This is a genomic window from Streptomyces sp. NPDC027672, from assembly GCF_055566335.1.
Genome location: NZ_JBVHSO010000003.1, coordinates 329387 through 356356 on the forward strand (window position 1 = coordinate 329387; position 26970 = coordinate 356356).

Annotated in this window: 21 protein-coding genes and 1 tRNA gene; 10 read left to right on the forward strand and 12 right to left on the reverse strand. The window is 73.7% G+C overall.

The features are described 5' to 3' along the window. Positions 1-112: 112 nt before the first annotated feature. Together selA and ACZ4SV_RS09560 are read left to right on the forward strand one after the other, a co-directional pair. On the forward strand, positions 113-1405 hold the full coding sequence (selA, locus tag ACZ4SV_RS09555; protein ID WP_468003386.1) for an L-seryl-tRNA(Sec) selenium transferase: 1293 nt from the start codon (positions 113-115) through the stop codon (positions 1403-1405). A 6-nt stretch (positions 1406-1411) separates the two neighbouring features. Continuing rightward, positions 1412-3274 carry a SelB domain-containing protein gene (locus ACZ4SV_RS09560; protein ID WP_468003388.1) on the forward strand — a complete coding sequence of 621 codons (1863 nt, stop codon included), beginning with the start codon at positions 1412-1414 and terminating at the stop codon, positions 3272-3274. Here the strand turns inward: ACZ4SV_RS09560 and ACZ4SV_RS09565 are convergent. Then, positions 3226-3309, reverse strand: a tRNA-Sec gene (locus ACZ4SV_RS09565). The genes ACZ4SV_RS09560 and ACZ4SV_RS09565 overlap by 49 nt on opposite strands. Positions 3310-3379: 70 nt before the next feature. Between ACZ4SV_RS09565 and selD the strand changes: the two genes are divergently transcribed. Next, positions 3380-4405 (forward strand): selenide, water dikinase SelD, encoded by a 1026-nt coding sequence (selD, locus tag ACZ4SV_RS09570; RefSeq protein ID WP_468002879.1) that lies wholly within the window; start codon positions 3380-3382, stop codon positions 4403-4405. Between the two features lie 16 nt (positions 4406-4421). Here selD and fdh read toward each other — a convergent pair whose 3' ends face one another. From fdh to ACZ4SV_RS09590, 4 genes are all read right to left on the reverse strand, one after another. Next, positions 4422-7682 carry a formate dehydrogenase gene (gene fdh, locus ACZ4SV_RS09575; RefSeq protein WP_468002881.1) on the reverse strand — a complete coding sequence of 1087 codons (3261 nt, stop codon included), beginning with the start codon at positions 7680-7682 and terminating at the stop codon, positions 4422-4424. A gap of 277 nt (positions 7683-7959) precedes the next feature. Further along, positions 7960-9180: a ferritin-like domain-containing protein gene (locus tag ACZ4SV_RS09580; RefSeq protein WP_468002883.1), complete on the reverse strand. Its 1221-nt coding sequence runs from the start codon at positions 9178-9180 to the stop codon at positions 7960-7962. After that, positions 9177-10031 (reverse strand): phosphate/phosphite/phosphonate ABC transporter substrate-binding protein, encoded by an 855-nt coding sequence (locus ACZ4SV_RS09585; protein WP_468002885.1) that lies wholly within the window; start codon positions 10029-10031, stop codon positions 9177-9179. The genes ACZ4SV_RS09580 and ACZ4SV_RS09585 overlap by 4 nt, the downstream gene beginning before the upstream one ends. Further along, positions 10028-11191 carry an acyl-CoA dehydrogenase family protein gene (locus ACZ4SV_RS09590; protein WP_468002887.1) on the reverse strand — a complete coding sequence of 388 codons (1164 nt, stop codon included), beginning with the start codon at positions 11189-11191 and terminating at the stop codon, positions 10028-10030. The genes ACZ4SV_RS09585 and ACZ4SV_RS09590 overlap by 4 nt, the downstream gene beginning before the upstream one ends. A 481-nt stretch (positions 11192-11672) precedes the next feature. On the opposite strand from ACZ4SV_RS09590, the gene coxB reads away from it, so the two are divergent. From coxB to ACZ4SV_RS09610, 4 genes are read left to right on the forward strand one after another with little or no spacing between them, the layout of a single operon-like run. After that, positions 11673-12317, forward strand: coding sequence for a cytochrome c oxidase subunit II (gene coxB, locus ACZ4SV_RS09595; RefSeq protein ID WP_468002889.1), 645 nt, complete (start codon positions 11673-11675; stop codon positions 12315-12317). After that, positions 12314-13990: a cytochrome c oxidase subunit I gene (locus ACZ4SV_RS09600; protein ID WP_468002891.1), complete on the forward strand. Its 1677-nt coding sequence runs from the start codon at positions 12314-12316 to the stop codon at positions 13988-13990. Before coxB ends, ACZ4SV_RS09600 begins: the two co-directional genes overlap by 4 nt. Further along, positions 13987-14346 carry a hypothetical protein gene (locus tag ACZ4SV_RS09605; protein ID WP_365882855.1) on the forward strand — a complete coding sequence of 120 codons (360 nt, stop codon included), beginning with the start codon at positions 13987-13989 and terminating at the stop codon, positions 14344-14346. The genes ACZ4SV_RS09600 and ACZ4SV_RS09605 overlap by 4 nt, the downstream gene beginning before the upstream one ends. A gap of 6 nt (positions 14347-14352) precedes the next feature. Beyond that, a complete protein-coding gene (locus ACZ4SV_RS09610; RefSeq protein WP_468002893.1) occupies positions 14353-14892 on the forward strand; it encodes a hypothetical protein in 540 nt (179 codons plus the stop codon). A 78-nt stretch (positions 14893-14970) separates the two neighbouring features. Here ACZ4SV_RS09610 and nrfD read toward each other — a convergent pair whose 3' ends face one another. From nrfD to qcrB, 3 genes are read right to left on the reverse strand one after another with little or no spacing between them, the layout of a single operon-like run. Continuing rightward, complete coding sequence (gene nrfD / locus ACZ4SV_RS09615) at positions 14971-16020, reverse strand: NrfD/PsrC family molybdoenzyme membrane anchor subunit (protein WP_468002895.1); 1050 nt, start codon at positions 16018-16020, stop codon at positions 14971-14973. Then, entirely contained in the window at positions 16017-17054 is a 1038-nt protein-coding gene (locus ACZ4SV_RS09620) for a 4Fe-4S dicluster domain-containing protein (protein ID WP_365942236.1), read from the reverse strand. The genes nrfD and ACZ4SV_RS09620 overlap by 4 nt, the downstream gene beginning before the upstream one ends. Positions 17055-17070: 16 nt before the next feature. Further along, the gene (gene qcrB, locus ACZ4SV_RS09625; protein WP_468003390.1) at positions 17071-18705 is read right to left on the reverse strand and encodes a cytochrome bc1 complex cytochrome b subunit; all 1635 of its coding nucleotides are present in this window, start codon (positions 18703-18705) and stop codon (positions 17071-17073) included. Positions 18706-18927: 222 nt separating this feature from the next. Between qcrB and ACZ4SV_RS09630 the strand changes: the two genes are divergently transcribed. Further along, entirely contained in the window at positions 18928-20712 is a 1785-nt protein-coding gene (locus tag ACZ4SV_RS09630; RefSeq protein ID WP_468002898.1) for a thiamine pyrophosphate-binding protein, read from the forward strand. A 127-nt stretch (positions 20713-20839) separates the two neighbouring features. Here the strand turns inward: ACZ4SV_RS09630 and ACZ4SV_RS09635 are convergent, their stop codons facing one another. Then, positions 20840-21790, reverse strand: a complete 951-nt coding sequence (locus ACZ4SV_RS09635; RefSeq protein ID WP_468002900.1) for an AraC family transcriptional regulator — start codon at positions 21788-21790, stop codon at positions 20840-20842. Positions 21791-21863: 73 nt separating this feature from the next. On the opposite strand from ACZ4SV_RS09635, the gene ACZ4SV_RS09640 reads away from it, so the two are divergent. Beyond that, positions 21864-22880, forward strand: a complete 1017-nt coding sequence (locus ACZ4SV_RS09640; protein ID WP_468002902.1) for an SDR family NAD(P)-dependent oxidoreductase — start codon at positions 21864-21866, stop codon at positions 22878-22880. Positions 22881-22939: 59 nt separating this feature from the next. On the opposite strand, the gene ACZ4SV_RS09645 is transcribed toward ACZ4SV_RS09640, so the two are convergent. Then, entirely contained in the window at positions 22940-23530 is a 591-nt protein-coding gene (locus tag ACZ4SV_RS09645; RefSeq protein WP_468002904.1) for a TetR family transcriptional regulator, read from the reverse strand. Between the two features lie 120 nt (positions 23531-23650). Between ACZ4SV_RS09645 and ACZ4SV_RS09650 the strand changes: the two genes are divergently transcribed. Further along, complete coding sequence (locus tag ACZ4SV_RS09650) at positions 23651-24562, forward strand: SDR family oxidoreductase (RefSeq protein WP_468002906.1); 912 nt, start codon at positions 23651-23653, stop codon at positions 24560-24562. 15 nt (positions 24563-24577) lie between these two features. On the opposite strand, the gene ACZ4SV_RS09655 is transcribed toward ACZ4SV_RS09650, so the two are convergent. Both ACZ4SV_RS09655 and ACZ4SV_RS09660 read right to left on the reverse strand, forming a co-directional pair. Next, on the reverse strand, positions 24578-25066 hold the full coding sequence (locus ACZ4SV_RS09655) for a hypothetical protein (protein WP_468002908.1): 489 nt from the start codon (positions 25064-25066) through the stop codon (positions 24578-24580). 213 nt (positions 25067-25279) lie between these two features. Continuing rightward, on the reverse strand, positions 25280-26812 hold the full coding sequence (locus ACZ4SV_RS09660) for a serine/threonine-protein kinase (RefSeq protein ID WP_468002910.1): 1533 nt from the start codon (positions 26810-26812) through the stop codon (positions 25280-25282). Positions 26813-26970 lie beyond the last annotated feature (158 nt).

Sequence of the window (26970 nt, forward strand, 5' to 3'; positions counted from 1 at the left end):
GCGGAGGGAACGCGTGGGACAGCGGGGTACGGCCGAGCGGAGCGGCGGGAGCGCGGAACGGGGCGCCGGCGGTGCTGCCGCGGCGGGCGAGGAGGCGGGCGCCGTACCGGACGTGCGGCGACGGATCCCACGCACCGACGCGCTGTTGCGTGAGCCCCGTCTGCGGGACGCGGCGGACCGGCTCGGGCCGGAGCGGGTCAAAGCGGCGGTCCGCCAGGCACAGCAACAGGCCAGGGAAGGCGTCCTGCGGCCGGAACAGGTGACGGACGCGGCGCTCACCCTCCTGCCGCGGACGGCGAGCGGCCTGCACCCGGTGATCAACGCCACCGGGGTGCTGCTCCACACCAATCTCGGCCGGGCGCCGCTGTCCGCCGCCGCCCGGCGGGCGGTACAGGAAGCCGCCGGTCCCACCGACGTCGAACTCGATCTGGAGACCGGGGCACGGGCCCGCCGTGGCCGTACCGCGCTGGCCGCGCTCCGCGCCCGGGTGCCGGCCGCCGCCGCGGTGCACGTCGTCAACAACGGTGCAGCCGCTCTGGTCCTCGCCGCCACCGCGCTGGCCGCGCGGAAGGAGATCCTGGTCAGCCGCGGCGAGCTGGTGGAGATCGGGGACGGCTTCCGGCTGCCGGACCTCCTGGTCTCCACCGGGGCGCGGCTGCGCGAGGTGGGCACGACCAACCGGACGACCGCGGAGGACTACGCCACGGCCATCGGCCCCGAGACGGCCCTCATCCTCAAGGTGCATCCCTCCAATTTCCGCGTCACCGGGTTCACCCGCGCCGCGGATGTCGCCGAACTGGCGCCGCTCGGTGTCCCGGTGGTCGCCGACATCGGATCGGGTCTGCCGGCCCCGCACCCCCGGCTGCCCGAGGAACCGGACGCGCGGACCGAGCTGGAGGCCGGCGCCGCGCTCGTCACCGCCAGCGGCGACAAGCTGCTGGGCGGACCCCAGTGCGGACTCGTCCTCGGCCGGGAGGACCTGGTCCGCACCCTGGCCCGGCATCCGCTCGCCCGTGCCCTCCGGGTCGACAAAATGACCTTGGCCGCGCTGGAGGCCACGCTGACGGGTCCGCCGACGCCGACCGAACGGGCGCTGGCCGCCGACCCCGGAGAACTGTCCGACCGCGCCGAACGGCTGGCCGGCGCGTTGCAGGCGGACGGCATCGACGCCCGGGCGGTCGGGAGCCGGGCCACCGTGGGCGGGGGCGGAGCGCCCGGTGTGACCCTGCCGAGCGCCGCCGTGTCCCTGCCGGAGCCGTACGGCGCCGCACTGCGCGGGGGGCGCGTTCCCGTGGTCGGACGGCTGGACGGGGGACGCTGCCTGCTGGACCTGGCGGCGGTGCCAGCCGGGGACGACCGGCGGCTGGCCGCGGCCGTGTGCTCCGTACGGCTCGGGGAGAGGTAGGGGCGGATGAGGGTGCTGGCCACCGCCGGGCACGTCGACCACGGCAAGTCCGCCCTGGTACGCGCGCTGACGGGCATGGAACCCGACCGCTACGAGGAGGAGCGGCGCCGCGGCCTGACGCTCGACCTCGGTTTCGTCTGGACCCGGCTGGAGCCGGACTCCCCGAGCGGCCTCGGCGACGGGCACCTCGCCTTCGTCGACGTGCCCGGCCACGAGCGGTTCGTCTCCACCATGCTGGCGGGCGTCGGCCCGGTGCCCGGCGTGCTCTTCGTGGTCGCCGCCGACCAGGGATGGCAGCGGCAGTCCCAGGAACACCTGGAGATCCTGGACGCGCTCGGGGTCCGGCACGCCGTGCTCGCCGTGACCCGCAGCGACCTGGCGGACCCCGGACCGGTCCGCGCGGACGCCGTCGAGCGGCTGGCCGCCACCTCCCTCGGCACCGTCCCGTCCGTCGCGGTGAGCGCGGTGACGGGCACGGGACTCGACGAGCTGCGCCGCGAACTGGCCCGGCTGAGCGCCGTGTTGCCCGACCCGCCGGCCGACGCCGACGTACGGCTGTGGCTGGACCGCGCCTTCACCGTGCGCGGCCACGGCACGGTCGTCACCGGCACCCTGGGGGCGGGCACCCTGCGCGTCGGCGACCGGCTCGAGACGGGCGACGGCACCGGTGCGCTGCGGGTACGCGGACTCCAGTGCCTGCACCAGGCACGGTCGTCGGTCAGCGGCGTGGCACGGGTGGCGGCCAACGTCCACGGCGACGGCGGCACCGCGCTCGGCCGGGGCGGGGTGCTGCTCACCCCCGGCCGCTGGCGGCCGGCCACCGTGACCGACGTCCGGGTGCACGGAACACCGGCGGCGGAGCTGCCGCGGACGGTCACCCTGCACATCGGGACCGCCGCGGTGCCGGTGACCGTCCGGCCGCTGGGCGAGGACACCGCGAGGCTGACCCTGACCCGTGGGCTGCCGCTGCGGGTCGGCGACCGGGCCGTCCTGCGCGAACCGGGCGGACGGCGCACGCCGTGCGGTCTGACCGTGCTGGACGTGGCACCGCCACGGCTGACGCGGCGCGGAGCGGCCCGCGCCAGGGCGGCCGAGCTGACGGCCATGACCGGCCGGCCGGACGGCGCCGCCGAACTGCGGCGACGCCGGCTCGTCCGCCGGCCGGACCTGGAAGCCATGGGGGTCGCCGCTCCCGGCCCGCCCGTCACCGGCGACTGGCTCGCCGACCCGGAGCACTGGGCCGTACTGCGCGAACGGCTGGCGGCCGAAGCGGCGCGGCACGCGGAGCGGCAGCCGCTGGACCCCGGCCTGCCCGCCGAAGCGGCCAGACACCTGCTCGGCCTGCCGGACCGGTCCCTCGTCCAGGCCCTCGCCGACACACCCGGCACGGCCGTACTGCACCACCGCCAAGGGCGCCTGTACGGCACCGGCGAGACGCGGCCGTCGCTGCCGCCGCCGGTCCGGCGGGCCGTCGACGCCCTGGCGGAGGAGCTGCGCCGGACGCCGTTCCGTGCGCCCGAGGCCGGCCGGCTGGCCGAACTCGGGCTCACCCGCAAGCCGTTGGCGGCCGCCGTCACGGCCGGCGCGCTGCTCCGGGTGGCCGAGGGCGTCGTGCTGCTGCCCGGCGCCGACGACCGCGCCGCCGCCGTACTGCGCTCCCTGCCCCAGCCGTTCACGCTGAGCGAGGCGCGTCGCGCCCTCGACACCACCCGCAGGGTGGCCGTGCCCCTGCTGGAACTGCTGGACCGGCGGGGACACACCGAGCGCGTGGACGACCGGCACCGGCGCTGCCGGGACACCGCGGGAAGCGGAGGCGGAGGCGGAGGCGGACGGGAAGCGAACCCGCCGGCCCGGGAACCCCGGTCGTGAGGACCGGGAGGGCCACCGGGCACCCGCACGCCTCCCTCGCCCGCCCGGGCCACCGGGGCGCCGGAGCCCGCCGACGACCGAACCGACCCCTCGGAAGGGCCAGGCATGACGACCATCCGCGAGACACCCGTACGGCTCACCCAGTTCGCGCACGGCGGAGGCTGCGCCTGCAAGATCCCGCCGGGTGAGCTGGAGGACGTGCTCGGCGGCCTCCTGCGGCCCCAGCCGGCCGCGGCCGGCACGACGCTCCTCGTCGGCCTGGACACCGGTGACGACGCCGCCGTCGTCACCCTGCCCGCCGCGGCCGGCGCCCCGGCCCAGGCCGTGGTGGCGACCGCCGACTTCTTCACCCCGGTCGTGGACGACCCCTACGACTGGGGCCGCATCGCCGCGGCCAACGCGCTGTCGGACGTGTACGCGATGGGCGGCCGGCCGATCGTCGCCGTCAACCTCCTGGCGTGGCCGCGCGAGGTGCTGCCGTGGGACCTAGCCCGCGAGGTGCTGCGCGGCGGGCTGGACATCGCCGCCGAGGCCGGCTGTCACGTGGGCGGCGGGCACAGCGTGGACGACCCCGAACCCAAGTACGGGATGGCCGTCACCGGGGTGGCCGACCCGGCTCGGCTGCTGCGCAACGACGCGGGCCGGCCGGGCCTGCCGCTGTCGCTCACCAAGCCGCTCGGTCTGGGCGTCCTCAACAACCGCCACAAGGTGACCGGCGAGCGGTTCGAGCAGGCGGTGGCCACGATGGCGGCACTCAACCGGGACGCGTCGGCGGCGGCTCTCGCGGCCGGCGCCGTCTGCGCCACCGACATCACCGGGTTCGGCCTGCTCGGCCATCTGTACAAGCTGGCGCGGGCCTCGCAGGTGACGGCCGTCATCGACACCGCCGCCGTGCCGTACCTCGACGGCGCGCGGGAGGCGGTACGGGACGGGTTCGTCAGCGGTGGCACCCGGCGCAACCTGGAGTGGGTGGCGCTGTTCACCGACTTCGGCGGCACCGACGCCGACACCCGGTTCCTGCTGGCGGACGCCCAGACCTCCGGCGGTCTGCTGGTGGCGGGAGAGGTGCCGGGCGCACCGGTGGTGGGGGAGCTGGTGGCCCGGGGCGAGCACTCTCTCGTCCTCAGGTGATCCCGCCCCCGCACGCTCAGGGTGCGGTGCCGGTGTCCTCGTCGATACCGGCCCGTGCCCGGTAGGCCCGCACGAGTTCCGTGGCGGCCGGTCCCCGGGGCCGGCGCCCGGGCCGGATGTCGACGGCGAACGCCTTGGTCTCCTGGATGTGCGTGTTGGGGTCCAGGGACATGTGCAGCAGTTCGTTGGCCGCGTCCCCCGTGCTGTAGCCGTTCGGGCCCCAGTGGTAGGGCATGCCCACCTGGTGCAGCCGGCGGCCCTGCACGGTGAGCGGGGTCATGCGGTCGGTGACCAGCACCCGGGCCTCCACCACGCCGCGGGCGGTGACGATCGTCGCCCAGCCGGTGTGCTCCAGCCCGCGCTCGGCGGCCAGCTCGGGGGAGACCTCGCAGAAGAACTCCGGCTGGAGCTCGGCGAGGTACGGCTGCCAGCGGGACATGCCGCCCGCGGTGTGGTGCTCGGTGAGCCGGTAGGTGGTGGCGACGTAGGGGAACACCTGCGAGCCGGGTTCCCGGCCGCTGGGCTGGTAGCGGTTGTCGGGGTGCGGGGTCAGCAACTGGCGTACGGGGTTGCGCTGCTGGGTGTGGAGCAGGTTCGGGAACGGCGAGTCCTGCGGCTCGTAGTGCGTGGGCAGGGGTCCGTCGGTGAGACCGGACGGGACGTACAGCCATGCCTTGCCGTCCGCCTGCATGATGAAGGCGTCCGTCCCGGTCAGCGCCTCGGGGCCGGTCGCGTCCGGCGGGGGTTCGTGATCGGGTGCCTTGTCCTTCTTGAAGTCCGGGATGTCGTGGCCGGTCCACACCCCCTCGTCCGCGTCCCACCACACCAACGACTTGCGTGCGCTCCAGGGCCGGCCTTCGGGGTCGGCCGACGCCCGGTTGTACAGGATGCGGCGGTTGGCGGGCCAGGCCCAGCCCCACTCGTTGGCCACCCAGTTCTGCTCCTCGCCCGGTCTGCGGCGGGCGGCCTGGTTGACGCCGTCGGTGTAGACCCCGCAGTAGATCCAGCAGCCGCACGCGGTGGAGCCGTCGGCGTTGAGCTGTTCGTACGAGGCCAGCGGACTGCCCTCGGCGTCGTAACCGTTGATCTCGGCGAGGACGGCTTCCGCCTCGGGTTCGGCGTGTTCGCCCTTGGTCGGGTAGTCCCACGTCAGGTCCAGCAGCGGCCGGTCCATCTCGTCGGTGGACGCGGCGAGCTTCTCCCGGATGATCCTGCCCAGGTGGTAGGTGAACCACAGGTCGCTGCGGGCCTCGCCGGGCGGTGGGACCGCCTGGTGGTGCCATTGCAGCAGACGCTGGGTGTTGGTGAAGCTGCCGTCCTTCTCCGTGTGCGCGGCGGCCGGCAGGAAGAACACCTCGGTGCCGATGTCCTCGGTGCGCAGCTCGCCCGTTTCGATTTCCGGGCCGTCCTTCCACCAGGTGGCCGACTCGATCAGGGAGAAGTCCCGTACGACGAGCCAGTCCAGCCGGGCCATGCCGAGCCGCTGCATCTTGGCGTTGGCGGAGCCGACCGCGGGGTTCTCGCCGATGAGGAAGTAGCCCTTGCAGGTGCCCTCCAACTGGGCCATGACCGTCTCGTAGGTGGAGTGCGAACCCGTCAGCCGCGGCAGGTAGTCGAAGCAGAAGTCGTTGTCCGCGGTGGCGGCCCCGCCCCAGTACGCCTTCAGCAGGCTGACCAGGTAGGCGCGCATGTTGCCCCAGTAGCCCTTCTGGGCCGCCTCGCCCGCCACGAAGGAGTCCAGGTCCTCCTGCTGGTGCGCGTGCGGCATCGGGATGTAGCCCGGCAGCAGGTTGAACAGGGTGGGGATGTCCGTGGAGCCCTGGATGGAGGCGTGTCCGCGCAGGGCCAGGATGCCGCCGCCGGGCCGTCCGATGTTGCCCAGCAGGCTCTGCAGGATGCAGGCGGCACGGATGTACTGCACGCCCACCGTGTGCTGCGTCCAGCCGACCGCGTAGGCGAACGCGGTGGTCCGCTCGCGTCCGGAGTTCTCCGTGACCAGCTCGCACACCTGCCGGAAGAGATCCTGCGGCACCCCGCAGATCTGCTCCACCCTCTCCGGTGTGTAGCGCGCGTAGTGCCGCTTCAGCACCTGGAAGACGCAGCGCGGGTGGGTCAGCGTCTCGTCCCGCTCGGGCTCGCCCTCGGGGATGGCGGGACCGCCGGAGCCGTGGGACTCGCCGCCCGCGGCGTCCGCCACCGAGGCGCCGCCCCCGGTGCGCTCCTCGTACTCCTGGTCGCGCTCGCCCGACGCCGCCTGGACCTCCGTCCCCTCGTACTGCCAACTGCTGTTGTCGTAACTGCGACTGTCGCGGTCGAGGCCGGAGAAGACGCCGTCGAGGTCTTCGGTGTCGCGGTAGTCCTCCCGCAGGATGTCGGGCCCGTTGGTGTACGCGACGACGTAGTCACGGAAGTACTTGTCGTTGCGCAGCACGTAGTTGACGATCCCGCCGAGGAAGGCGATGTCCGAGCCAGCGCGCAAGGGCACGTGCACGTCGGCCAGCGCGCTCGTGCGGGTGAACCGCGGATCGACGTGGATCACCTTCGCGCCGCGGGCCTTGGCCTCCATCACCCACTGGAACCCGACCGGATGGCACTCGGCCATGTTCGAGCCCTGGATGACGATGCAGTCCGAGTTCTGCAGGTCCTGCTGGAAGGTGGTCGCGCCGCCGCGGCCGAACGAGGTTCCCAGACTGGGAACGGTGGAGGAGTGTCAAATACGTGCCTGGTTCTCGATCTGCACCGCTCCCAGGGCGGTGAACAACTTCTTGATCAGGTAGTTCTCCTCGTTGTCCAGCGTGGCGCCGCCCAGGCTGGCGATGCCGAGGGTGCGCCGGGTGCGGGCCTGGTCGACCTCCCACTGCCAGCCGGCGCGGCGGGCCGCGATCACCCGGTCGGCGATCATGTCCATCGCCGTGTGCAGCTCCAAGCGCTCCCACTCGGTGCCGTGCGGACGGCGGTAGAGGACGTGGTGTTCCCGGGCGCCGCCGGTGGTGAGCTGGAGGCTGGCCGCGCCCTTCGGGCACAGCCGGCCGCGCGAGATCGGCGAGTCGGGGTCGCCCTCGATCTGGGTGACGCGGTCGTCCTCGACGTAGACGTTCTGGCCGCAGCCCACCGCGCAGTAGGGGCAGACCGACTTCACGACCCGGTCCGCGGACGCCACGCGGGGGGTGAGCCGTGCGCTGGTGCCGCTCTTGGCCGCGGCACCGCGCCCCAGGGGATCCGTCCCCGTGAGCTGGCGGTAGACCGGCCAGGAGTCGATCCAGGTGCGTACCCCCATCACGTCCGCCTTTCCCGTCGTGCTCGACGCCGCCGTGGGTTCCCCGGTCCGCCGGTCCCCGGCCGCAGCGGCACCGAGGGCACCGGCCGTCTCCCGGTGCCGCGGGGACGACGTGCTCACCGTGCCTCTCGAAGATCCTGCCTCCACCGCGCGCGTTCGGCATCTCCGGACGCCGCGGGCCCACCGTGCCGCGTCAGCCGCGACGCGACCGCGCGGCCCGGCATATCCGGGCGTCACCGGCGGCGGAGCCGTGGGCAGACCGGGTGCGGACGCGCACTCACATGAAGTTGCGGGTGTGGAGGAGGGACAGTTCGGCGGCCTCGTCGTCGGGGAAGCCCAGGCGTGCCAGCCGGTGGCGCCTGCCCTCGTCCATGTCCGCCCGCAACCGCCGCACCGCCTGCCAGCCGCCCGCGATCGCCTCGGGAGCCCACGATCCGGCGGCCAGCAGGACCAGCGCGTCGGACACGTCCTGATTGAGCCCGGCGGTGCCGGCGAGCGCGTCGTGGCGGCGTTCGACGGCGGCCCGCAGCCGGCCGCGCAGCCGGGGATCGGTCTTCGCGCGGTGCTCCAGGTGGCCCACCCCGAAGGCGACGTGCCGGCCCTCGTCCTGCCGCACCAGATGACTGATCCGCCGGGTCACCGGATCGGGAGCGTGCCGTTCCAGGAACGCCAGCAGGCTGAGGAAGCTGCCTTCCCCGAGCACCGACAGCAGGAAGGAGGCGAGGGAGAAGTCCGGTTCGGCGAGCAGGGTCGTCAGGGAGGCCCGTCCGCCCACCGAGGAGGTGCCCATGACGTCGCCCCTGAGCAGGGCCCGCCGGGTGAAGACCTCCACGTGCCGGGCCTCGTCGGCGGCCTGCACGGCGAGCAGTTGCAGCACCTCGCGGAAGTGGGGATGCACCTGGACGAGCAGCCGGGCGGGTACGACCAGGGCGGCCTGTTCGTTCTCGACGAGGTACGTCATCACCTGTACGACGGCGGCCTCCACCTCGTCCGGCAGGGTGAAGGGCGCGTCCCAGGGCACCGCGGTCCACGGGTCCCACTGGGCGGCGGTGGCCTGCCGGTACAGCCGCGGCGCCAGGTCGCTCCAGACCACGTCCCGGTCGGTGACGGGGAAGAACACCTCGGGGCCGCCGGCCTCGACCAGCGCGCCCCGCGCGGCCAGCCCCCAGTGCGGCTCGGCCCGCCCGGCCGCCCGGCCGGGCCCGGGGCCGCCGGCGCGCTCGGCGCCCGCCCAGCGCGCCGCCGCGGTGCCGCTCCGGCGGACGCGGGCCCGGACCGGGGCGTCACCGGGCTCCGCGGGACGGACGGTGTGCCCCTCGCGGCGGCACCACGCGGTCAGGTGGACCACGAGTGCCGGGTCGCGGCCGGCGACCGCCACCTCGCCGCCCGCGGGCACCCGGTCCAGGGCCCTGCGCAGCAGCAGCCGGGCACCGCCTTCCAGCGGCAGGTCGCCCAGGTCGACCGCCGTCGCGCCGGGCGGTGTGCCGTGCGAGGTCACGGCCGGTACCCGACGGCGGTGACCCGGCCCCCGGCGTCGTAGAAACCCGTGTCGTCCACGGCGGCGGACAACTGCGCGTAACCGCTCTCGCGCCCCGGCAGCCACCGGGTCAGCCCCTCCAGGTCGAGCAGGTGGCGCACCTCCGGGTCGGCGTAGGACATGGACAGCAGCGACTCCGTCAGCCGGCGGGCCGGCGCCGCGCCGAGCGAGGGTCCGGACGCCAGGACGCAGTGGTCGTAGGGCGGGGTCCGGCTCAGCAGGCGGGTGGAGCCCGGCGGCAGGACGCCCTCCTCGCCGAACAGGAGGTGATGGGAGTCGACGACGCAGGCGGCCGCCGCCTCGCCCGCCATCAGGGCGCGTGCCGCCTCCCGCTCCCCGCCGACGTGGTCGCCGTGCAGGCCGACCCCGACGTCGTGGCGTCTGACGTCGAAGTCGACGCCCGCCACCAGGCCCTGCTCGCGCAGGTGCCGCAGCGGGAGCAGCGTCGCCTGCGGGGAGTCCACCGCGCCGACGGCCACCGTCTCGCCCTTGAGGTCGGCCACGGAGCGGACCGGCCCGTCCGCGCGCACCACGACGACCGAGGTCAGGTCCCGGTCGGTGTCGCGCATGACGAGCGGCTCGACCCGTACGCCCGCCGCCGCGGCGAGCCGGCGGGTGCGCAGCCAGGCCAGCGGCGAGTGCCAGGCCACGTCGATCCGGCCGCCGGCCAGGTCCTCGGCCTGCCGTTCGTAGTGGCTGTAGAGCACGAAGTCGAAGTCCAGCCCCCGCCCGAGCAGCCACTCCCGGAAGCCGGACCAGATCGTCACCACTTTCGGGTCGTACGCGACGGCCCCCAGCACGATCCCGCTCACTTCGCCTCCTCGAACAGCGGCAGACCGAGGCCGGCACGGCCGCAGAAGTCGTACAGCGCCTCGGTGGTCGGTGCCATCACCCGCGCCGCGAGCGCGTCCCGGAACCGGCGCTCCACCCCCAGCTCCCGGCGGAACGCCGAACCGCCGCACAGGCGCATCGCGCCGTCCGCCGTATCGGCCGCCGTCTCCGCGGCGAGCGCCTTGACCTGGAGCACCTGCAGCATCGCGTCGCAACGCCCGGTCTCCACGGCGGTGAGGGCGTCGTCGAGCAGAGCACGGGCGGCGTCGGCGCGCAGCCGCAGGGCCGCGTAGTCCCGCCGGGCCACCGGCTGGTGCGCCAGGGACTCGCCCAGGTGCTCCAGGCGGGTCTCCCGCAGGTGCCGCGCGGTCATCTCCAGCAGCGTGTCCGCCACCCCGAGGGAGAAGGCGGCGCTGAGCGTCAGGAAGCAGGGCAGCGCCACGCCGAGGGCGATGGCCAGGCCCTCGCCGTCGGGGCCGAGCGCGGCCCGGCGCGGCACCCGTACGCCCTCCGCGGTGACCGGGCTGGAGGCGTTGCCGCGCAGTCCGAACCCGTCGTAGTCACCGCGGACCTCCAGTCCCGGGCTGCCGGCGGGCAGCAGCCACAGGCTCATGCCGCCCGCCGCCGCGTCCAGCGGCCTGCTCGACCACACGTAGCTGTCCGCCTCGCCGGCCGAGGTGACCCACGACTTGCGGGCGTCCAGCCGTACGGCTCCCGCGCCGTCGGGGACGGCGGTGCCGACGGGGGCCCAGAAGTGGCTGCGCGAGCCGTGCTCGGAGAACGCGAGCGTGGTCAGGTGGTGTCCCGTCGCGATCGCGCGCCGGACCTCGTCGTCGCCGTGGGCCTCGATGACGGTCACGGCCGCGTAGTGCATCAGCACCACCATGGCCGTGGACCCGCAGACCCCCGCCAGCCTGCCGACGACCGCCGCGGCCTGCCGCAGGTCCCCGCCCGCTCCGCCGTGCGCGGGGGAGCTGAGCAGACCGAGCACCCCCGCCTCCGCCAGGGTGCGGACACCGGTCCGCGGGAAGGCGCCGGCGCGGTCGACCTCCTCGGCGAGCGGCTGGACCACCTCACGCACCACGGCGTCCCAGTGCTCGGGCACGAGACCCGCAGGCGGCGCTTCGGCGATCTGCGACATGGTGTCTCCTCCGGACGTGACTCACTGACCGTGCGTTGTCGTCCTTCACCCAAGCAGCCACGCCGCCGCCGACGCTCGGTGCACGCCACGGCATACGCGAAACGGCACCCGGAACGGTGAACCTCCTCGTCCCGGCCGGCGACCGCGCGCCGGCGCCGGAAGCGGCCGGCTCACGGCTCCGGCTGCTCGCCGCGTGCCTGACGCCGGTGCCGGTCGTGCCGAGCGAGGGCACGACGGATCCGAACCACTCGCGGGCGGGGTGCGCGGCGGAGGAGGCGGGCAGGCAGGGGTGCGCTTCGTCCTGCGGTGTGTCCGCTCGCGGACCGTCCGGCCTGCCCGTAATGTCCGCATGGCCCCGGTCCCGGCCCGAGGGCCGGAGTGAGCGGGCGGCTGGCGCGGGTCTCCTCCCAGCGGCCGGGCTGACACGTCCGGACGGACCGGATCGACCCGGCGCGGCCGTCCAGGAGGGAAGGACGGCACGGTGAGACAGCGGCACATCTTCGGCCAGGTGTTCGCGCTGGAGACGGTCATCGCGAGCGTGGTGTTCCTCGCGGTGCTGGCGGTGTTCGGCTACGCGGTGCTCCGGCGGCGGGCCGGCCGGCCGGTGGACCCCTCGCAGCGCGCCGAACGCCCGCGCCTGGAGACGTACTACGTCGCCGTGCTGGGTGCCTTCGCCGTGTTCCTGGTGGCGTGGACGGCCTGGCAGAACCACCGTGAGCACCAGTCGGCCGAGCGCCCCGCGGTACGCGTCGACGTCACCGGATTCCAGTGGTGCTGGACGTTCCGCTACCCCCAGACCGCCGAGCGGCGCAGCGTCTCGGGAACCTGCCGGGGCGACGACCTGCCGACCCTGGTGGTGCCGACCGGACGTCCCGTCCGGCTGAACCTGACGGCGAGGGACGTCATCCACTCTCTGTGGGTGCCGGACCTGCGGTACAAGATGGACGCCTTCCCCGACCACACCAACACCTTCACCCTCACCATGAACCGGGAGGGCCGCTGGATGGGCAAGTGCGCCGAGTTCTGCGGGCACCGGCACTACGCGATGCACTTCTGGCTCAAGGCGGTGTCGCCGGGGGAGTACGACACGTGGCTGCACGGCGGCGGCCAGGGAGCGGCGGCGTGACGTCGGCGCCGCCCGCCACCGAGGAGGCCGGGGCGGGCGGGCCCGTGGCGCCGGGCGGCTGGTTGGGCTGGGTGACCAGCACCGACCACAAGCGGATCGGACTGCTCACCATCGGCACCTCGCTGGTGCTGTTCGTCCTCGTGGGCATCCTGGCGCTGATCATGCGCGCCCAACTGGCCCGGCCCGAACAGGAACTGGTGGGCGTGGACACCTACAACCAACTGTTCACCGTCCACGGCTCCGGCATGATCTACATGGTGCTCACCCCGTTCGCCCTCGGCATGGGCGTGTACCTGGTGCCGTTGCAGATCGGCGCGCCCGGCATCGCCCTGCCGAAGCTCACCCTTCTGGGTTATTGGCTCTACGTGTTCGGTGCGATTGTCATGCTGGCGGGTTTCGCGACGCCGAACGGAGCGCACGCCGACGGCTGGTTCTCCTACCCCCCGATGGCGGACAGCGTCCACTCGCCCGGCATCGGCTCGGACCTGTGGATCGTCGGGGTGTTCCTCGCGGTCACCGGCACGATCCTCATGGGCTGGGCCGTGCTGTGGACGGTGCTGCGCAAGCGTACGCACGGGATGACGATGCTGCGCATGCCGGTGTTCGCCTGGTCGATGACCGCGACCTGCCTGATGGTGATCGGCGCGTTCCCCGCCCTGCTCGCCGCGCTCGTCGTGCTCGCCGTGGGCCGCGCGGACCCGGGTCTGTTCGCCTCCAACGCCTGGAACATCGGCTACCAGCACCTGTTCTGGTTCTACGGCCACCCCGTGGTGTACGTGATGTTCTTCCCGTACCTGGCCGCCGTGGCCGAGGTGCTGGCCGTCTTCTCCGGGCGCCGCTTCTTCGGCTACCGCGGCACCGTGCTGTCCCTGCTGGTCTTCGCCGCGCTGTCCATGAGCGTCTGGGGCCACCACATGTTCGCCACCGGCCAGGCCGCCAACGACTACTACTCGCTGACGTCGATCCTGCTGCTGGTGCCCGCCGGTGTGGAGTACTTCGGCATGCTGGGCACCATCGCCGGCGGCCGGCTGCGCTTCCGGCCCCCGATGCTGTTCGCCCTCGCCTTCGTTCCGCAGTTCCTCATCGGCGGACTCACCGGCATCATGGTCGGCACCCCGGTCATCGACTACCACGTCACCGACAGCTACTTCGTCGTGGCCCACCTGCACTACGTGCTGTTCGCCGGCAGCGCGTTCGGCCTGTTCGCCGCGGTCTACTTCTGGTTCCCGAAGGTCAGCGGCGTGATGCTGAGCGACCGCGGCGGACGCCTGCACTTCTGGCTGCTCGTCCTCGGCACCAACCTCACCTTCCTGCCCATGTTCGCCCTCGGCTACGAGGGGATGCCGCGCCGCGTGTGGACCTACGCCGCCTTCGACGGCTTCGGCCTGCTCAACCTGCTCTCCAGCATCGGCGCGGCCTTCCTCGCCGCGGCCACGGTGGTCTTCGTCGTGAACGTCCTGTGGACCCTGCGGCAACGGGGCCGCGGCCGTGCCGAACCGGCGCCGGACGACCCCTGGGGCGCCCACACCCTGGAGTGGGCCACCACCTCCCCGCCGCCCCGGTACAACTTCGGCCCCGGTCACCCGGTCCCGCCCATCCCCAGCTTCGCGCCCCTGCTGGACCTGCGGCAGCGCCGGCAGGAGGAAGCCGCCGGCGACGGGAGCCGGCCGTGAAGCGCCATCCGGCCTTCCTGGTCGTGGCCGGCTGGGGCGGGCTCAACGCCGTCCTGCTGGCGGTGCTGGTGCTGTACGGCGAGAGCGCGCTGACGTACTGGCTGTGGGGCGCGTCCGTGGCCGGGCTGGAACTGGCCGCCCTGCTCGTGCTCGTGTCCTCCCGCGCCGGACCCGAGCAGCACGTCCGGTACCGGCTGCCGGACCGGGGCGCCGGTGCCGCGCTGCCCGCCGCGCTCGGCTGCGTGCTGACCGCGCTGGTCTTCGTGTACGGGCTGTGGCTGCTGGCCCTCGCCGTACCGCTGCTGGCCGTGGCGCTGGCCCTCTTCGTGCGGGGCACCACGGCCCGGGAGGAGTGAACCGCGATGGACCACTCGGCGCACACGGCCCCGCTGTCGTCCGTGGCCGCGATGGCCTGGTCCGGCTTCGCCCTGGCCGCGGTGGTGCCGGGCGCCCTCTGGCTCGCCCGCCGGTCGCCGCTGTGGGAACGGGTGAGTCTGCCGCCGGGCGTGGGCATGCCGCTGCTGGTGCTGCTGCACGCCTGGGCGGTCCTCGGCGGCCTCGTGGGCCTCGCGCCCCCGGCCGGGCCGTTCGTGACGGAACCGGTCCTGCTGGCGGGCGCGGTGCTGTTCTGGGTGCCCGTCGTGGCCCGCACCCGGCACCGGCTCAGCGCCCCGGGCCGGTGCCTGTACCTGTTCCTGACGGCGCCGCTGCTCGACCTGCCCGTGCTCGGGACCATCGCCGCCGGGCACGCGGCCGAGGGCATCGCCATGATCGTCGCGATGCTGCCGTTGAGTGTCACGGCCGCCGTGCTGACCTGGACGTGGGTCACCCGGGAGGAGCGGCTGGCCGGGGCTGCGGACGGCCGGCCCCTGCCGGTGCCGGGCGGTGCTCCGCCTGCCTGAGGACGGTTCCGCCCGGGCCCCGGTCCTCGGCCGACGGGACGCCCACCGCCCGGCGGCTCGGCGCCGCGGCGGGCCGGCTCACGGGGCCGGGGGAGTGCTGTCGGGCAGTGCGGCCCGCTCCCGGGCCTCCAGGCGCTCCCGCTGCGGCAGCACCGTGTACTTGGGATCCTCGGCCGAGACCACCCCGGCGTGGAAGACGCCGAACCGGAGCGCCGCGGAACCGGCGAGCAGGGCGGCACCCGCCACGGCGGCGACCGGCCGGCTGCGTCCGGCCCCCAGGGCGGCCAGCGCCGCGCCCCCGGCCGTGAGCACCTCGGCGGCGCGCAGCAGCCCGTGCGGCCTGCCCTTCTCGAACGGCTCCGCCGCCAGGCCCATGTGCCGCTTCATCACCTGGAACGAGCCGAGTTCGAGCACGGCCCCGAGAACGGCCGTCCGGCGCGCGGGCCCCGTCTCCCGCACCGGTACGCCCACCAGGGCGAGGCCGGCCGCGGCGGTGGCCCCGGAGCCGGCGAAGACGAACGGCATCTCCCGGTACCCCTCGTGCCAGGACGGCACGGCGGTGTCGCAGACCAGCACGGCGGTATAGGTGGCGACGGCCGTGCCCAGCACGGCGGCGGACGCCGTGGCGGCGGCACCCGCCAGGCGGCAGCGGCCGGTGACGTCGGCGGCCACGGCGGCCATCGTGAGCGGCGCGTAACCCGTCAGCAGCCACGATCCGACGCTCATCGGGGAGGTGGGCTTGAACACGCGGAGCATGTTGAGGAACCGGGCGGGGCGGCCGAGGTCGTGCACCAGGGCGGCCAGCGAGAGCGTGATGCCGCCCGCCGCCCCGCACTTCGCCGTCCGGGCCAGTGCGGGACGGCCGGTGACGTGCGCCCCCGCGGCCAGCAGCGACGACCCGCCGGCCAGACCTCCGAGGTACAGGTAGCCCGCGATGTCCAGGGCCTTCCATGTCGGCTTGTTCAGGACCGGCTTGCCGTAGTACGAGGAGAACGCGGCGGCGGGCACCATCGCGCGCTCGCCCCGGCCGCGGCGTCGCCGGCGCCGCCCGGCCCGGCTGCCCGTCAGGGCGTCGCGTCCGGGGCGGGCGCCCTCCACCCCGTCACGGGTGACGTCGGACTCGCTCATCGCGGCCTCCTGGCGAAACCGGCGGCCGCCAGGACGGCGAGCGCGGCCGCGGCCGCGGCGGCGTGCCGCCACATGGCGGGCAGATCACGGGTGGTCACCACCGGGTCGGGCGGCAGCCCGTACACCTCCGGTTCGTCGAGCAGCAGGAAGAACGCGCCGTCCCCGCCGACGCCGTCCGCCGGGTCCTCGCCGTACAGACGCGCGTCCGTGACCCCGGCCGCGTGCAGCCGGGCGACCCGGGCGGCGGCACGTTCCCGCAGCTCGTCCAGCGGGCCGAACTGGATGGAGTCGGTCGGACACGCCTTGGCGCAGGCGGGTTCCATGCCGACGCCGAGCCGGTCGTAGCACAGCGTGCACTTCCACACCCGGCCGTCGTCGGGACGCTGGTCGATGACGCCGTACGGACAGGCGGGTACGCAGTAGCCGCAGCCGTTGCAGATGTCCTCCTGGACGACGACCGTGCCGAACTCGGTGCGGAACAGCGAGCCGGTGGGGCACACGTCGAGGCACGCGGCGTGGGTGCAGTGCTTGCAGACGTCCGAGGACATCAGCCAGCGCAGTTCGGTGCGTCCGTCGGGCGCGAGGGGCGAGACCTGCCCGGCCGGCGCCCCGGCGGGTGCCCGCGCGCCGGAGGGCGCGGGCGCGGTGGCGCCCGGACCGGGCGAGGACGGGGAGGTGCCCAGGCCGCGGGCGGCGGCGAACACGTCTACGTGGTCGTGGGAGACGCCGGGTTCCTGGCCGCCCAGCGGCTTGCGCTGCTCGATGAAGGCCACGTGCCGCCAGGTGTCGGCGCCGAGGCCCTGGGTGTTGTCGTAGGACATGCCGGTCAGTTCCAGGCCGTCCTCGGGGATCGCGTTCCACTCCTTGCACGCGACCTCGCACGCCTTGCAGCCGATGCACACGGAGGTGTCCGTGAAGAAGCCCAGGCGCGGCGGCGCTTCGGGATACCCGGCGGCGCGCGCCACCTCCGGCTGCGGGCCGGACAGCAGGTTCCCGTCCGTTGCGGCCGCCCGTGCCCCGGTGTCGTCCGTCATGACCGGACCTCCTCGCTCATGTGTCGTCGGCCTCGCGGGCCTCGCCCGGCGCGGCCCGTACGACGTCGATCTGCTGTCGCTGCCGCGCGGTGACGGGCAGCCCGACCCGCTCGCCGAAGTACCAGCGGCTCAGCGCGTTGCGGACGCGGTGCCTGCGGAACCAGCGCCACACCTCGGTGCCGTGCGCCAGGGGACGCGGCTCGTCGCGCACGACGATGCGGTACGTCTCGGCCGCGGGCAGCAGTGTCCGCGCCTCCTGGTACCCGCCGTCCGCGTTCCGGCGTACCTCCCCGGCCGCCCGTCCGTGCAGCAGCCGCCGGCGGTCGGCCGCCTGGAGTCCCAGGCACGCGCGTTTCGTGGCGTGGTAGGCGACCAGGGGCAGCACGAACAGCGCCGTGCGGAAGCCGTAGGTCAGGACTTCCAACGGCACCTTGAACACATGGGTGAACACGTCCTGGCCGCCGGCCAGGAGCAGCACCGCGTAGGCGGAGACGGCGGCCGCGCCCAGGCCGGCGCGCGTGGGCTGGTCGCGCGGCCGGTCGCACAGGTGCTGCTCGGGCCCGGGCCCGGTGACCCACCGTTCGAAGAACGGATAGCTGTAGAGGACCACGAACAGCAGGGTGGGCAGGACCACGGCGGGCAGGAAGACGTCCCACACGATGGTGTGTCCGGCGAGGTCCGTCTCCACGCCGGGCATCAGCCGCAGCGCGCCCTCCAGGAAGCCCACGTACCAGTCGGGCTGGGCGTCGATGGACACCTGGTCGGCCCGGTAGGGACCGAAGCTCCACACCGGGTTGATCTGCATCAGGGCCGCCATCAGGGTGAGGACCCCGGCCACGACGAAGAACAGGCCGACGGACTTGGCGGTGTACTGCGGGACGAAGGGCTTGCCGGCCACGTTGCGGTTGGTGCGGCCGGGCGCGGCCCAGTGGGTGTGCTTGTGGTAGACGACGAAGCCCAGGTGGACCACGACCAGGGCCAGCAGCAGTCCGGGCAGCAGCAGGATGTGCGCCACGTACATGCGCGGGATGATCTCGTGCCCGGGGAACTGGCCGCCGAAGACGAGGAACGCCAGGTAGGTGCCGACGACCGGGATCGACAGCATGATGCCCTGGGTCGTGCGCAGGCCGGTGCCCGACAGCAGGTCGTCGGGGAGCGAGTACCCGCAGAACCCCTCCAGCAGGGCCAGCAGGAACAGCGTCACGCCGATCGTCCAGTTCACCTCACGGGGCCGCCTGAAGGCCCCGGTGAAGAAGATCCGCAGCAGGTGGACACCGATCGCGGCGACGAAGACCAGTGCCGCCCAGTGGTGGATCTGCCGGATCAGCAGACCGCCGCGCACGTCGAAACTGATGTCCAGCACGGAGGCGTACGCCTCCGACGTCCGCACGCCCCGCAGCGGCAGGTACGAGCCGGTGTACGGGCGCTCGGTCATGCCGGGATGGAAGAAGAAGGTCAGGAAGACGCCGGTGACGACGAGCACGACGAGGCAGTACAGCGCGATCTCGCCGAGCAGGAACGACCAGTGGTCCGGGAACGCCTTGCGCAGGAACACCCGGCCGGCGGAGGAGACCGGCAGCCGCTTGTCGAGCGCGGTCACCACACGTTCGCCCCAGGCCGGCGACGGGGCCGACTCGTCCTCGTGAGACACCGCCACGGTGTGTCGCCCTTTCCGCCGCCCGGCTCCGCGGACTGCCCGCCGTGTCTGATCGCCCACCACTCGTTCCGAGCCTCGCACGGGAGCCCCGGTGGCGCGCGGCCGAAGCGGCGTCCGGGGCCGGGCGGAGTGCTCGGGGAGCGGCCGCCCGTTTGCCGGGGCGGCCCCCTGGCTACCCGGAGCGGCATCGACGGCCCCCGAGAGCTGGAGGTGCGCGTGACCAGTGTCTCCGCATACGTCGCGGCGCGGCTGCGGGCCTGGGGCGTGGACCGGGTGTTCGGTACGCCAGGACCGGACGTGGACCCCCTGGTCGCCGTACTGGGCGGCGGGCGGCGGGCCCCCGAGTTCATCCAGGTACGGCACGAGGAATCGGCCGCTCTCATGGCATGCGCGCACGCCAAGCTCACCGGACGCGCGGGCTGCTGCCTCGCCCCGCCCGGACCCGGCGCGCTGCGCCTGCTCAGCGGTCTGTACGACGCGGCACTCGACCGCCAGCCCGTGGTGGCCCTGGTCGGCGAGGAACCGGTACCTCCCGGCGCCGGCCGTCAGCGACGCACCGTTTCGGCTGCCCACCTCTTCGCCCAGGTGTCGGAGTACTCCGAGCGGGTGACCGATCCGGCCCTGATCGGTGACGCCCTGGACCGCGCGCTGCGCGCCGCGCTCGGCGGCCGGGGGGTGGCCACCCTGATTGTCTCCCGTCCTGTCCTGAAGGCCGAGGCGCCGTCGGAGCCGCGCGGTGCGGAGGCCACCTCGTCACCTCTCCGTGTGCGCCCACCGGTGCGGCCGCCGGACGAACAGGTGCGGCGCGCGGCCGGCGTCCTGAACGCCGGCCGCAGAGCCGCCGTGGTCGTCGGACCGGACGCGGCCGGTGCCGCCGACCGCATCACCGAAGTGGCCGAACGGCTCGGCGCGGGTGTCGCCAAGACGCCCTCGGGCCGCGACGTCCTTCCGGACGACCTGCCGTACGTGGCGGGCGTGGCCGCCTCGTTCGGCAGCGCGCCCGCGGCCTCCCTGGTCCGCGACTGCGACACCCTGCTCCTCGTCGGGGCGCACGACTTCGACACCGGTCTGCTGCCCGGCTCCGGCCCGCAGCGCCGCGTCGTCACCCTCGACGTGGACTCGGGCGCGTGTCCCGTCGACGCGGACGCGCTTTCCGCCGTTCAGGTGACGGGCGATGTCGCCCTGGCGCTGGAGGCGCTGCTGCCCCTGCTGAACCGCCGGTCCGACCGCCGGTGGCGGGACGCGGTCGAGGACGCGGTGGCGCAGTGGCGCGCCGAGGGACAGGCGAAGGCGCGACGCTTCTTCGGTATGGCCGTCAGCCCTCGCTCCGTGGTCGCCGAACTGTCCGCACGGCTGCCGGACCACGCGATCGTCGTCACCGACACGGGCTCGGCCCTGGACTGGTGGACCCGGCACCTGCGGCTGCGCGCCGGAATGCGCGCCCTCCTCTCCAGACGCCTCGCCCTGCCCGGAGCGGCCGTCCCCTACGCGGTCGCCGCCCGGCTGGCCTGCCCCGACCGCCCGGTGATCGCCCTGGTCGGTGACGGGGCCCTGCAAGCGGGCGGCATGAACGAGCTGATCACCGTGCGACGGCACATCGAACGCCTCGCCGGCCTGCCCCCGGTGATCTTCTGCGTCCTCAACAACGAGGACCTCAGCCGGCTCACCTGGCAGCGGCGGCGGGACGCGGGAGACCCCCGCATCCCGGCCACCGGCGAGGTGCCCGCGGTGTCCTACGCGGGCTACACCGAACTGCTGGGCCTCCCCGCCGTCCGCTGTGTCCGCCCGGCGGACGTGGCGCTCGCCTGGGAGGAGGCACTGGCGGCCAGGGGCCCGGTGGTGCTGGAGTTCCTGGTGGACGGGGACATGCCGCCGGACTGGGCCGATCCGGACGACCGGGCCCACGGTGACCAGGGACCCCGGCTCCGGCACGCCGCAGACACCTCGTCATGGCGCGCACGCCTCACCGCCTCGGTGAACCGCCGCCTCGGATCGGCCTGACATCGCACCGCACCGCACCGCGTCCCGTCACGCGCGGGCACGCGTCAGGCGAGCCGCGCACGGGTATGCGAGGGCGACCTCGTCCAGCGCGGTGATGTCACGGTCCGAGCAGGCGTCCGAGGCACCCCTACGACCCGGTACGTCGCTGACCTCCGGGTTCTTGCGTGCGTAGGCGCTGCCGATAGCGCAGGGGCGACAGTCCGACCTGGCGTTTGAACGCGGTGCTGAACGCGCTCTCGGAGGTGTATCCCAGCTCCGAGGCGAGGGCGCCGACCCGGACGTCGCCGTCGCGCAGCGCCTGCTGCGCGAGCAGCATCCGCCAGCGGCCGAGGTAGGCCAAGGGCGGGACACCCGCCACGGTCCGGAAGCGTTCGGCGAACGAGGTGCGTGACATCGCCGCGGCGCGGGCCAGCTCCTCCAGGCCCCACGGCTTCCCGGGGTCGGCGTGCATGAGCGCGAGCGCCGGGCGCAACCGCTCGTCGGTCAGCACCCGCAGCCAGCCCGGGGGCAGTTCCGCCTGGCGGGCGTAGGCGCGGACCATCTCCAGCACCAGGAGCTGCACGTGCTGGCGGATCGCGAACTCCGCGCCGATCCGGCGTGTGCTCACCTCGTCGAACAGCCGGTGGACGGTGCCGCGCAGGTGCTGCGCGGTGGCGGCCGATCCCCGGACGTGTCCGACCGGTGGGAGCGCCTGTTGCAGCAGTGCCTGACCGGTCGGGTTGAGCTCCACCCGGCCACCGACCACGACGTCGGCGGTGCCGAAGCCGACCCCGAGGAGATCGGCCGAGGGGTCGTTCTCCTCGGGCAGGATCTCGCGGGGCGGCGCGTCGCCGGTGCCGCCTTCGAGCTCCAGCCACGTCCGGTTGTTCAGCACGGCGACGTCCCCCGGCCCGAGTTCGACCGGCGCGTCGATGCCGTCCGTGGTCAGCCGCGCACCACCACGCACCACGGCGAAGAACTTCAACGGGGTCCCGAGCGTCCCGCGCGAGACCCACCGGCCGCGTGCCGCGAACCCGCCGGAGAGCACACCGCGGACCTCGATGAGGTCGAACACCTCGGAGAGCTGATCTCTGTCCACCTCCGTACTGTCGCGAAGGAAACGCGGATCGACAAGCATTCAGAATCCGCGCACCGCGGCCCAGGCTGGAGGCATGACACCAAGCACCACGCATGCTCAGCACCCCATCGGTTCCGGCTTCACTCCCGCGTCGACGGTCGACGACGTCCTGGAGGGCATCGACCTCACCGGCAAGAACGTCATCATCACCGGCGGGCACTCCGGGCTCGGACTGGTGGCCACCCGCGCGCTGGCCAAGGCCGGCGCACGGGTCACCATCGGCTCCCGCGACACCGACCGCGCCGAGCAGGCGGTCTCCGGAATCGGGGACGTCGAGGTCCGTCAACTGGACCTGCTCGAACCGCATTCGATCGACGCCTTCGTCGCCCGCTACCTCGACTCCGGCCGGCCGCTCCACATCCTGATCAACAACGCGGGCTTCCCGGGCCTGGGCGGGATCGTGCGCGACGCGCGCGGCTACGAGGCGCAGTTCGCGGCCAACCACCTCGGCCACTTCCAGCTGACGCTGGGCCTGTACCCCGCACTGCGCGCAGCCGGCGGCGCCCGGGTCGTCACCACCACGTCGGGCGCCCAGCGCGTGTCCGACATCCTGTGGGACGACCCGCATTTCACCACCGGCCGGTACGACCCCGGCCTCGCCTACCCTCAGTCCAAGACCGCCAATGTGCTGTTCACGGTCGAGCTGGACCGTCGCTGGGCCGCCGACGGGATCCGTGCCTACGCTCCGCACCCGGGCATCGTGCCCGCCACGGCCTTCAACAGGTCGGTGGGCGAGGAGGCACAGCGGGCCATGGGCCTCATCGACGCATCCGGTGAGCCGGTCATCGACCCGGACCGGGGGAAGAAGACGCCGGAGCAGGGCGCCGCGACCATCGTGTTCGCGGCCACCAGCCCCCTGCTCGCCGACATCGGCGGCGTCTACCTCAACAACAGCGACATCTCACCGCTGGACGAGGACCCGCGGCCCGTCGACCTCACCGATCCCGACACCGAGGTCCCGGTCGACGTCGTACCCCACTCCATCGACCCCCGGTCCGCCCGACGCCTGTGGGAACTGAGCGAGCGCCTGATCGAGAGGCCCACGGCCTGACTCGCCGGACGCTCGTAGCGAGCTGCCGTCGTTTGAGGGACGCGCCGCCCGGGGGTGTATCAGGTTTCGAGCTGTGCCGGTGCCGGGGAGACGGGCGTGGAGAGTGTGCGCAGGTCGGCGAAGGCCTGGAGGAGATGGGCGTCCAGGCTCTGTGCGGGGTCGTCGATCCAGGCTTGGGCCGCGTGGTGGAAGGCGGCCCAGCCGGTCTGCGCGGCCAGGCCGGCCAGCCGGCCGTCGACCTCCCGCCGGCGCAGCGCCTCCGCTACGGCGTCGGTGAGCGACGCGGCCTTGGCCAGGTCACGTTCGCGGAGCGCGGGTGTCTTGGCGATGACTTCGAGTCGCGGCTCGGAGAACGCGCGGTTGTCCTCGAGGATCCGTCCGGCTTTCCGGAAGGCGTGCAGCAGTATCTCGAGCGGTGGGAGACCTTCGGGCGCTGCGGCCACCTCCCGCACCAGTGCGGCGCGCAGGTCGGCTTCGCCGTCGAAGAGCACCTCCCGCTTGTCCGGGAAGTGCCGGAAGAACGTGCGCTCGTTGACGCCGGCCCGGGCGGCGATCTCCGCCGTGGTGGTCTGGTCGAACCCTCGCTCCCGGTACAGCTCCAAAGCCGCCTGCTGAAGGCGGCGGCGCGCTTCTGCTCCGCTCCGTGGCACCCCGCGACGATACCGCACACATCAGCGACCGGCACTACTTGACGCCAGTGACTGGCGCTACCGTAGAGTCAGTGACTGGCGCTAAGTAGTGCCAGTCACTGACATTGGGGAGCACGTTCCATGCGTGTATTCGTCACTGGTGGGTCCGGCCTGACCGGCCCCGCCGTCGTCGCCGAACTCATCGCGGCCGGCCACACCGTCACCGCTCTGGCGCGGTCGGACGCCGCCGCCGCCCGGCTGGAGTCGCTGGGTGCCACACCACACCCCGGCTCCCTGGACGACCTCGACAGCCTGCGCCGCGGTGCCGAGGCCGCCGACGGCGTTCTGCACATGGCCTACGGCGGCGACTTCTCCGACCTCGACGACATGATGCGGCGCGACCGGACCGCCATCGAGGCGCTCGGCCGGCCGTTGGAACACTCGGGCAAGCCGCTGGTCAGCACCTCGGGCACCCTGGTCATGCCCGTCGGCCGGGAGACGACCGAGAGGGACGAGCCCGACACGGCCGGGATCGCCGCCTTCCGTATCGCGGGCGAGCGAGCCTCTCTGGGATTCACCGCCCGCGGAGTGCGCGCGAGCGTGGTCCGGCTCGCCCCTACCGTCCACGGTCCCGGCGACCACGGCTTCATCGGCATGCTCGTCGCCACCGCACGGAAGACCGGCGTCTCGGCGTACGTCGGCGACGGCGGCAACCGGTGGCCCGCGGTGCACCGGCTCGACGCGGCGGTCCTTTTCCGTCTGGCCCTGGAGAAGGCTCCGGCAGGCAGCGTGCTGCACGGAGTGGCCGAAAGCGGCGTCACCCTGAAGAGCATCGCGGAGACGATCGCCCGGGGCCTGGACCTGCCCGCGGTCTCGCTGACCCCCGAGCAGGCCGCCGCGCACTTCCCGAACCCGTTCATGGCCACCGTCTACGGTCTCGACGCGCCCGTCTCCAGCTCGTACACCCAGGAGCTGCTCGGCTGGTCGCCCACGCACTCGACACTGCTCGAAGACCTGGAGCACGGCGACTACCTGGCGCCGCCGACCTCCTGACCCTCCGGCAGCGGCTCACAGCGTGTTGATCCGCCAGGCCATCATCCCGGTTGCCTCGGCCTTGCCCCGGACGTCGATGCGCAGGGCCGTACCGCCCGTGAAACGCTCGAATACCACGGAGCCATCGCAGGGAACGGGTCTGGCTGCTGCGGTCTTGCCCGGGGTGACGACGATCTCCGCGTCTCCCTTTCCGGCGCAGACGACCGTCAGCTTGTAAGGGCGTCCCGTCGAGAGGCCGGGTCGGGTGTGGATCCCGTCGGAGACGCGTTCCATCCCCGACTCGACCATCGCATCACCCTGTTCGGTGACGGCATCGAGTGCCGACTGCGCCCGTGCGGCGAGCTTCTTCTCCGCCGGGGTGTCTCCGCTCGGGGGAGAGGCCGCTGTCGCGGGGTGGTCGGGCACAGGGTCTGTGCCGGCGGTGCAGGCCGTCAGGCACAGCACCGGGAGCAGCGCGGTGCCGAGCAGCCGAAGCGGCGCCGGCCTCATGAGGAGGTGTCCCATACTTCCAGCCGTTTCCTTCGTCGGGAGGGTAGCCGTGCCGCTCTCGACGAAGGTGGGTGCCGGATGCGATGGCCGTTCGGCGAGGGCGAAGACGCATGCGCGGCCCCCTCATCAGGTATCCGCTCTGGTCGGAGGCGGCAACCGGACACTACCCGCGGAGGCCGTCCCGGAGCAGGGTCACCCCGGAGCAGGGCCGCCTCGGGCGTGACGCCGTTACCGTTCGTTGCCCTTGCCGGGCTTGTCCGTGGCCTTCCCGGCCTTCCCGGCTTCGTCGGCCTTCTCGGGCTTCCCCTGCTTCCTGTGCTTCCCGGCTTTCCTGGCTTTCCCGGGCTTCCCGCTCTTCCCGGACTCGGTGTCCTCTATGGGTTCTTTCCCGGAGGTCGGTGCCGTAGGGATGGTGGCGGAGGTGCGAGGGCCCGTCGGGTCCATGTTCCTGGGATCCGGTGCGGACTCCCCGGGGCGGTGGGACAGCGGGCTTGCGGAAGCGGGCGTGCCGGTGTCGGCGGCCGGTACCTCCGCGAGGGTGGTGGCGGCCGGCCCGGCGCTCTGCTCGCGGGTGGGCTCATGGGACTGCCGGCCGGAAGCGTCGCGGGCGGAGGGCGTCGTTGCCGCGGATCCTTCGGCGCCGGTACCGGCCGTGCCCGGAAGCCGGTCCGTCGCCGACGGGCTGCCGGCGGCCCGTGTCGTTTCGCCGCCGCCTCCCTGGTGCCGGGTGCCGTCGGACGCGGCGATCGTGGTGGCCATGACGGCGGCCAGCGCGACGGCTCCGCCGGCGACCAGGCGGCGTCCGCGGGCCGGCGCGGTCTTCGGCGGCGCCGTGTCGGTGGTCCAGGACGGGCGCCGGTGGGTGACGTCCGCCCGCACCGGTGTCTCCCGGGGGACCGGGCTCGTGACCCGGGCCGGGGCGGGAGCGGCCCCGGCCGTGCCGGCCAGGGCGTCCAGGGTCCGGGCGCAGTCGTCCGCCGAGGGGCGGGCCGGTACCTCCAGCGCTGTCATGTCGCCCAGTAGCTCCGCGAGTTGCTCCGGCAGGGAGCCGGGCAGCTCGGGCCGGCGGTGGAGGCGTGCGATCGCGGACTCCAGGGGACCACCGTCGTACTCGACCCTGCTCGTGACGCATTCGAGGAGCACCAGGCCGAGGGCGTAGACATCGGCGGGCGGGCCGACGGGCTGTCCGAGCACCTGCTCGGGCGACAGATAGGCGGCCGTGCCGACCAGGGTGCCGGTGGCGGTGCGGGTGGTGGCGTCGAGCAGCCGGGAGATGCCGAAGTCGGTCAGATGGGGGCGGCCGGCCGTGTCCAGGATGATGTTCGAGGGTTTGACGTCCCGGTGGACGATGCCCGCCTCGTGTGCGTGGGCCAGAGCCCGGGCCAGGCCGGCACCGAGGGCGGCGGTTTCGCCGGGGGTGAGGGGTCCCGCGGCGATGCGGTGCTTCAGCGTGGGGCCTTCGATCAGCTCCATCACCTGGTAGGCGCGGCCGTTGTGCCGTCCGGCGTCGTAGACGGTGACCAGACCGGGGTGGTGCAGACGGGCGAGGATCACCGCCTCGTTGTGGAAGCTCTCCTCCAGGCCGGAGTCGGCGTCGGCGCGGAACATCTTGACTGCCACGGGCCGTCGCAGACGCAGGTCGAAGCCGCGGTGGACGACGCCGGCGCCGCCCGATCCGATGACCGCGTCCAGGCGATACCGCCCGGCCAGCACTTCAGCGGAGCACCTGGCCAGTGCCCCGGTCGGCCGGCGGAACGTCATGTCGTCTCCCAGCTTCAACGGGTGCCGCGTACAGGCCTTTCGTTACCGAAGGCGCCCGGACCCGCGTACCCGGGACACGCCGGACTACCCCTGCGGCGGCCGGTCGTCGTGACGACGCGCGGCACCGGGACAGTCCTGCCGGCCCCGCACGACTGTCC

Excerpts from the sequence above, each read along its gene's own strand:
- ACZ4SV_RS09590 (WP_468002887.1), bottom strand. The coding sequence starts at position 11,191 with ATGTCGCAGATCGCCGAAGCGCCGCCTGCGGGTCTCGTGCCCGAGCAC.
- ACZ4SV_RS09640 (WP_468002902.1), top strand. The coding sequence starts at position 21,864 with ATGACACCAAGCACCACGCATGCTCAGCACCCCATCGGTTCCGGCTTC.
- ACZ4SV_RS09610 (WP_468002893.1), top strand. The coding sequence starts at position 14,353 with ATGGACCACTCGGCGCACACGGCCCCGCTGTCGTCCGTGGCCGCGATG.
- ACZ4SV_RS09620 (WP_365942236.1), bottom strand. The coding sequence starts at position 17,054 with ATGACGGACGACACCGGGGCACGGGCGGCCGCAACGGACGGGAACCTG.
- ACZ4SV_RS09660 (WP_468002910.1), bottom strand. The coding sequence starts at position 26,812 with ATGACGTTCCGCCGGCCGACCGGGGCACTGGCCAGGTGCTCCGCTGAA.
- selD (WP_468002879.1), top strand. The coding sequence starts at position 3,380 with ATGACGACCATCCGCGAGACACCCGTACGGCTCACCCAGTTCGCGCAC.
- ACZ4SV_RS09650 (WP_468002906.1), top strand. The coding sequence starts at position 23,651 with ATGCGTGTATTCGTCACTGGTGGGTCCGGCCTGACCGGCCCCGCCGTC.
- nrfD (WP_468002895.1), bottom strand. The coding sequence starts at position 16,020 with ATGAGCGAGTCCGACGTCACCCGTGACGGGGTGGAGGGCGCCCGCCCC.
- ACZ4SV_RS09655 (WP_468002908.1), bottom strand. The coding sequence starts at position 25,066 with ATGGGACACCTCCTCATGAGGCCGGCGCCGCTTCGGCTGCTCGGCACC.
- ACZ4SV_RS09560 (WP_468003388.1), top strand. The coding sequence starts at position 1,412 with ATGAGGGTGCTGGCCACCGCCGGGCACGTCGACCACGGCAAGTCCGCC.